Annotated in this window: 6 protein-coding genes; 3 read left to right on the plus strand and 3 right to left on the minus strand. The window is 46.1% G+C overall.

Translation table 11 applies throughout. From position 1 onward, the window contains the following. From J0895_RS03950 to J0895_RS03960, 3 genes are all read left to right on the plus strand, one after another. A partial coding sequence (locus J0895_RS03950) for a glycosyltransferase (RefSeq protein WP_207086823.1) occupies nucleotides 1-661 on the plus strand: 661 nt, incomplete at its 5' end. Between the two features lie 142 nt (nucleotides 662-803). After that, on the plus strand, nucleotides 804-2,009 hold the full coding sequence (gene hpsP, locus J0895_RS03955; protein ID WP_207086824.1) for a hormogonium polysaccharide biosynthesis glycosyltransferase HpsP: 1,206 nt from the start codon (nucleotides 804-806) through the stop codon (nucleotides 2,007-2,009). A 122-nt stretch (nucleotides 2,010-2,131) separates the two neighbouring features. Further along, a complete protein-coding gene (locus J0895_RS03960) occupies nucleotides 2,132-2,875 on the plus strand; it encodes a tetratricopeptide repeat protein (RefSeq protein WP_207086825.1) in 744 nt (247 codons plus the stop codon). A 153-nt stretch (nucleotides 2,876-3,028) separates the two neighbouring features. Here the strand turns inward: J0895_RS03960 and J0895_RS03965 are convergent, their stop codons facing one another. From J0895_RS03965 to J0895_RS03975, 3 genes are all read right to left on the minus strand, one after another. Next, complete coding sequence (locus tag J0895_RS03965) at nucleotides 3,029-4,054, minus strand: ABC transporter permease (RefSeq protein ID WP_207086826.1); 1,026 nt, start codon at nucleotides 4,052-4,054, stop codon at nucleotides 3,029-3,031. 90 nt (nucleotides 4,055-4,144) lie between these two features. Then, nucleotides 4,145-5,785, minus strand: coding sequence for an ABC transporter substrate-binding protein (locus tag J0895_RS03970; protein ID WP_422894307.1), 1,641 nt, complete (start codon nucleotides 5,783-5,785; stop codon nucleotides 4,145-4,147). A 358-nt stretch (nucleotides 5,786-6,143) separates the two neighbouring features. Continuing rightward, a partial coding sequence (locus J0895_RS03975; RefSeq protein ID WP_207086827.1) for an adenylate/guanylate cyclase domain-containing protein occupies nucleotides 6,144-6,907 on the minus strand: 764 nt, incomplete at its 5' end.

A 6,907-nucleotide genomic window follows, 5' to 3' on the forward strand; every position in this document is an offset into this window, starting at 1 on the left:
AATCATGCCTCAACTCGGTGTTGATAAAACCCTCTTTCGTCCCCATCCTCAACCGGAACTCCGCACCCAACTCTCCATTCAACCGGATGAATTTGTCGTCGGGTTTGTCGGTCGATTTGTAGAAGAGAAAGGATTACTCACATTACTCCAGTCTTTATCCCATTTAACCGATAAACCTTGGAAATTGCTGTTATTAGGGCGCGGTCCTTTAAAAGAAACCCTGTTGCAAAAAGCCACGGAATTAAATCTACAAAATCAGATAATTTGGATTGAAAGTGTTCCCCATGATGAGGTACAGCGTTATATTAATTTAATGGATGTTTTGGTTCTCCCTTCCGAAACTACCGACAAGTTTAAAACCCTAACCTCGGCGGGATGGAAAGAACAATTTGGTCATGTATTAATTGAAGCAATGGCTTGTCAAGTGGCGGTGATTGGGTCGGATTCGGGGGAAATTCCCAATGTGATTCAAGATGCCGGATTAGTTTTTCCAGAAGGGAATGCGGAAGCGTTACAAGATTGCCTATTTAAACTGATGGATAACCGTTTATTTGCAGAAGAATTGGCTCATCGTGGTTACAAACGGGCAATGGAACATTATACCAATCAGGCGCTTGCTCAACAACAGTTGGAATTTTATCAGACAATTTTGGAGGAGTAGGAGTTAGGAGGCAGAGCCTCCATTTGAGCATTCCTAGGCTCTGCCTAGGAACGAGGATGTAAATTGTAGTGCGAGCATCTTGCTCTTGCTCGCACTTCCCCTCAAAGCTATCAATAAAAACGTTAAATTCTGATTTTAATTTATGAAAATTTTACAAATTATTCCGTCTATTTCCCTGGTTTATGGAGGGCCGAGTCAAATGGTGTTGGGGTTGTCGGCAGCCCTGGCACGACAAGGGGCTCAAGTGACGATATTAACAACTAATTCTAATGGAGATGTGGGACAAGCGCCTCTGGATGTTCCCCTAAACTGTCCAGTAGAACAAGATGGGTATCAAATTCGATATTTTCCCTGTTCTCCTTTTCGTCGTTATAAATTTTCTGTGGATTTATTGCGGTGGTTATCTCAACAGGGGAATGAGTATGATATTGCCCATTTACACGCCCTATTTTCTCCAGTGATTTCGGGGGCTGCAACGGTGGCGAGACTGCGGAAAATTCCTTATATTTTGCGTCCGTTAGGAACCCTAGATCCGGCAGATTTGCGGAAGAAAAACGCGATGAAGCAGGTTTATACGGCATTATGGGAACGGGGGAATTTATCGGGGGCGGCAGCGATTCATTTTACAAGTGCAGAAGAGGCGAAGATTTCGGAACGGTTCGGGGTGAAAACACGGGATTTAATCATTCCTTTGGGGGTGAGTTTACCCGGGATGGATGGGGATTTGACCCTGGGGGAACGGCAGAAACGCGGGAAAAAGATTCGTGAGGAATTGGGAATAACAGGTAATCGGCCCCTAGTTTTGTTTCTGTCGCGGATTGAACCTAAAAAGGGATTAGATATATTGTTACCGGCATTGGAAAAGTTGCTCATCCAAGGGTTAGAGTTTGATTTTGTGTTAGCGGGAAGTAATCCTCAAGATCCAGAGTATGAGGAAAAAATTAGAGGGCAAATTGCTGCCTCTCCTTTGGCGGATTGTACGAGTTTGCCGGGGTTTGTTCGAGGTGAGTTTAAAGTATCGTTGCTTCAGGCAGCGGATATTTTTGTGCTGCCGTCTTATTATGAAAACTTTGGGATTGCGGTGGCGGAAGCAATGGCAGCAGGAACGGCAGTTTGTATTTCTCGGGGGGTTTATATCTGGGAAGATGTTCTGGAAGCGGGTGCAGGTTGGGTGGGGAATGGGACGGTAGAGGAAATCGCACAGTTGCTGTCGGAGGCGATCGCCAATCCCCAGGAGTGTCAGAAACGGGGAGAGAAGGGTCAGGCGTATGCCGCGACTCATTACGATTGGGATGCGATCGCCCAGCAAACCCTAGCGGCATACAGAGAAATTCTCGCCCAGGGATAAGGCAACAGCTTATTCCCGGGGATAAATACCCTCAAAACCTGGCACTTCAGAACCATTGGATTTATTCGCTACACTTTAAAATAAACAGATTGATCTACTGTCGAGGGTGTGGGGAATGATCCATGTGGAGTAACACTGATTACAGGCAAGCGGTAGGGGTGGCAATCTTGCTGAGTCTCGGGATAACCCCCAAGGTGCAAGCGATCGCACCATCCATGAGAGAGAATTTCGAGACTTCTCAAATCCCCGGGGTAGTTTGGGTGGTTCAGAGGATGGAGGAATTCCCGGAAGCAGAACGGTATTACACCGAAGGCGATAGACTTCAGGAAGAAGGAGATTTAGAGAGGGCAGTCGCTTCTTATCAGCAAGCGATTCGGCTTAATCCTAATTTTACCGAAGCGCAAATCAATCTGGGAGTTGCCTTAGTGAATTTGGGGCGAATTTCCGAGGCGATCGCCGCCTACCGAAATGCGATCGCTACGAATTCCCAATTACCGACCGCTCATTATAATTTAGCCGATGCCTTGGCAAAACAACAGGAGTTCGATGCGGCGATCGCCGCCTATCGAGAAGCAATTCGTCTCCAGCCTAACTATGATAAAGCTTATTATAACATGGCCAATATTTTAGTGAATCTCGGGGAAATCCCAGAAGCCATATCCGCCTATCAAAAAGCCATTGAAATTAACCCCAATTTTGCACAAGCTTACGGCAATTTAGGAATGGTTTTATTGGGGCAAGGCAATCACAAGGAAGCAACTCCTATTTTACAAACCGCCCGATATTTATTCCAGCAACAGGGCAATTTTTCGGCAGTGAGTCGCATCGATCGCCTATTACAACAACTGGGTACTCGTTCTTATTAATTTCATATTTGGAGATTTACCAAGTACCGGGTTCAGAAACCGGGTTTCTCACCTTAATTTGTGCTGATTGGCAATAATTTGGACAGAAACCCGGTTTCTTAGTCTGGGGTAGGGGTTCAGAAACCGGGTTTCTTGACTTGAGTGGCTTTTTAGCTAATAGCGAATGCGCGGATCAATGTAAGCATTCAGCACATCAATTCCAATACTCGCAATCACCACAATCCCAGCAAAAAAGATGACAATTCCCTGAACTGTCGGATAATCCCGCAAAGAAATCGCCTCATAGAGTCGATTGGCTAATCCCGGCCAAGAAAATGTCACTTCAGTTAAAATTGCTCCCCCTAAAAGTGCCGCTAAGGTCAATCCCATCACCGTAATCACGGGAATCATGGCATTTTTTAAGGCATGAGCGATCGCAATTCGAGTTTCCGGTATCCCTCTTGCTCTAGCCGCTTCTACATAATCCGCCTGTAATGTTTGCTTCAAATTAACTCGGACAATTCGCTCGAAAATCCCACTAATTAGAATTCCCAGGGTCAAAGATGGTAGAGCCAAATAGTGCAAGGTGGTGAAAAAATTTCCCAGATTTCCACTTAACAAACTATCAATCAGATACAGTCCCGTCGGTCCCGAGGGTGGAGTTTGGGTACTCGGAAAACGTGCGCCTACGGGAAACCACCCCAGTTGCACACTAAAAATTAACTGCATAATCATCCCCACCCAAAACCCTGGCAGGGAATAGGTGATGATGCCAAACATCCGTCCCCCAACATCCCATCCCGTATTGGGATTAGATGCCGAAACTACCCCCACTCCAATGCCGACAATCAAGGCAATCGCCATACTCACAACGGCAATTTCTAAGGTGGCGGGGAAATATTGACCGACAATTTCCCACACCGTTTGTCCTCGCGTGGTGAGGGATGTGCCTAAGTCTAACCTGAGCAAGTTTCCCATGAAACGAATGTATTGTAACCACAAAGGTTCACCTAATCCCAGTTGTTCTCGCAACCGGATTTTTTCAATTTCCGGCGCTTTTGGGCCTAAAATCGCATCAATGGGGTCGCCGGGAGTGGCACGCAACAGCAAAAAGACCAAGGTGGCGATCGTCCATAGCATCAAGGGTGCTAATAGCAACCGCAGGAGAATATAGGATTGAAGTGCTTTGGAACGGGACATGGGTGATAAGTGAGATGCTAGGGTTGATTAGGAGGTGAAGGGATGAGAAGTTTAGAGAAACTCCAGCATCCCTCCATCCGGTGATGGACTTTATTTTTTCAAAGTCCAAAATGGCACGGCTTGAGTCGATTCCAGGGTTGCACCTTGGATTCCCTGACGAGCGAACAGATATTCTTTACCTTGCCACAGGGGAATAAATGGCACATCTTCGGCAAGAATCTGTTGGAGTTCGGTAAAAATTTGGAGGCGAGTTTCAGGGTTTTGTTCTTGGCGTTGACGAGCAATTAATTGATTGACCCGATCGCTATAGTAAAAAGACCCCCACAATTTACTTTCTCCCTCTTCACATCCGGTTTCGACAGACCCTTTGGCACAAGAAAGGAACGGGTTAATGTAGTTATCTGGGTCAAAAAAGTCCGGCGTCCAATCTAGGATAAACATGGAATAAACCCCTTTATCCAAATTATTGTAAGCCGTCGCCGCTTCAACGCTTTGTAGTTCGATTTGAATCGCTCCCCCTAATTCCTGTTCGGCTAAAGCTTTGATGGTGGTGGCGACATCGGCATTAGTCCGGAGATTGGACCGATACCAAAGCTGAAGTTGCAGGGGATTCTCGGGGGTGTAACCGGCTTGAGCGAGGAGTTGTTTAGCTTGGGCAAAATTGCCATCCCCATACTTATCTTTAAAGACAGGCTGATAATACCGTTCTAAGGTGGTCGGGATTAAGCTATAAAGCGGTTCCATTTGCCCTTGGAAAATTCGTTGTTGTAAGAGGGGACGGTCGATGATAGAGGCGATCGCCTGTCGCACTTCCAGTTTTTTTAATGCCTCATCGTTCATGTTTAGGGTTAAGACATAAATCGCATTACTACGATTAGAAATCACTTGCCAGCCTTCGGAGGGAGCTTGCTTTTCTAAACTGCTAATTTGATCCAGGTCTAATGTCCCGTAGGTGAGGTCCACCGCACCCCGACGGAAGGAGTTATAAACGTTAGCCGGACTGGAGAACCGTTGAATATCAATGCCGGTATTGACAGGTTTTTCTCCCCAGTAATCCTCGAAGACATCTAATTTGATGGTATCGGTTCCATAGCTCACCAATTTATAAGGGCCGGTTCCCACAAATGTATCCGGTTTAAATTGACCTGAACCAATTTGATAGGCGGTGGGAGACACTGCCACTAAACCGGAGAAGGTTAACAAATCGGGAAAGGCAGCAAAGGACTGTTTTAACTTAATGGTTAATTCATACTCGCCGCTGGCTTGTATGGATTCAACGATATTGGATAATAAGGATGAAGGCGCACCCCCATTTTCCATGAATCGTTGCAGGGAAAATTTCATGGTTTCGGCATTGAAGGGAGTGCCGTCATGGTAAACCACCCCAGGACGCAGAGGAATGGTATAGGTGACTCCATCGGGGCTGATTTGGGGGAGTGCCGTGGCGAGTTGAGGTTTGAGGGTGGAGGTGCCGCTTTCGTAGGTGTAGAGGCGATCGCCTAGGTTGTAGAGTAACATTCCTGCTGTATTTTCGTAGGCATCAGCAGGGTCGATGGTTCTAATTTTGGCGGTGGTGCCAATGGAGATCCGAGTGGGGTCGGTACTCTGGTTCATCCCCGGGCGATCGCCACAGCTAATTGCCAGAAAACAGCACATCGAAAACAGTCCTACAAATTTAGCTAATTTGCGCCAGTGGCGATCGGCGATCGCGAAGCGTCTCCAGAGGAGAATCGCCCTCCGAATGGATCTGGTGATACCCCGATAGTTTACTCCAGTTGTCTGATTCGGCTTCAAGTTTTCTTCCCCTACAATTGATCAGCTTAAATTGGAAAGTTTCTAAAGTGACAAAAGCGATCGCCCATTAGTGTATTTGCTTTCCATCAGATTTAGGGGGTCACTGGACAAGTTCCTGCCTGCCAACCCCCTCTCCTTTGTGTTTTCACCTCTGAATCGACTTGAAGTTTAGCATGAATTCTACAATAAACTGTCAGGACAATTTTTGGACCCCGAGTACCACCCCCAGAGGAAAATTCAGGCAGCCACCTGGAAGAAATATCCGGGTTTCCCCGGGAGATTGTAGACCCCTGGATTAACCTCGCTTCCCCACCAGCCAATAAGTCAGCATTTCTCCTTTACCTTTTACAGAAATCAGTCCCCGTTGTTCAAATTCAAATCGGTCTTTTAACCGTTCATAAACCGCCTCAGTCACCTGGATTTTTCCCGGCAATCCGCTTGATTCCATTCTTGAAGCGGTATTAACCGTATCCCCCCATAAGTCATAGATGAATTTGCTCATGCCAATAACTCCGGCAATGGCAGGACCGATATGAATCCCTATTCGCAGTTCAAAGGTTTGTCCAGTATGCTGATTTAACTGAGCTAATTCCCCTTGCATATCCAGGGCCATTTGAGCCACTTCAAAAATAGCATTGGCACAGGGAACAGGTAATCCCCCGACGACCATATAGGCATCCCCAATGGTTTTAATTTTTTCTAAGTTATGCTGTTGTGCTAACTTGTCAAACCGCGAAAAAATTTTATTTAACAACTCTAATAATTTTTTGGGCGGCCTATTGGCTGCAAATTCTGTAAATCCAACTAAATCGGCAAAGATTACACTCACGTCTTCAAAGTGATCTGCAATGGGATTTTCTCCTTTTTGCAGACGAATCGCAATCGGTTGGGGTAAAATATTCAGCAGGAGCGCTTCGGTTTGATTTTGTTGAAATTTGAGCGCTTTTTGGGCTAACTTGCGTTCAGTAATATCGGAAACAATGCCTTCATAATAGAGAATATTGCCACTGGAGTCTCTAACTGCCCGGGCCGTTTCAGAAATCCAAATCATGCTTTTAT

It is taken from the genome of Phormidium pseudopriestleyi FRX01, from assembly GCF_017313335.1.
Classification (GTDB): Bacteria; Cyanobacteriota; Cyanobacteriia; order Cyanobacteriales; family Laspinemataceae; genus Laspinema; species Laspinema pseudopriestleyi.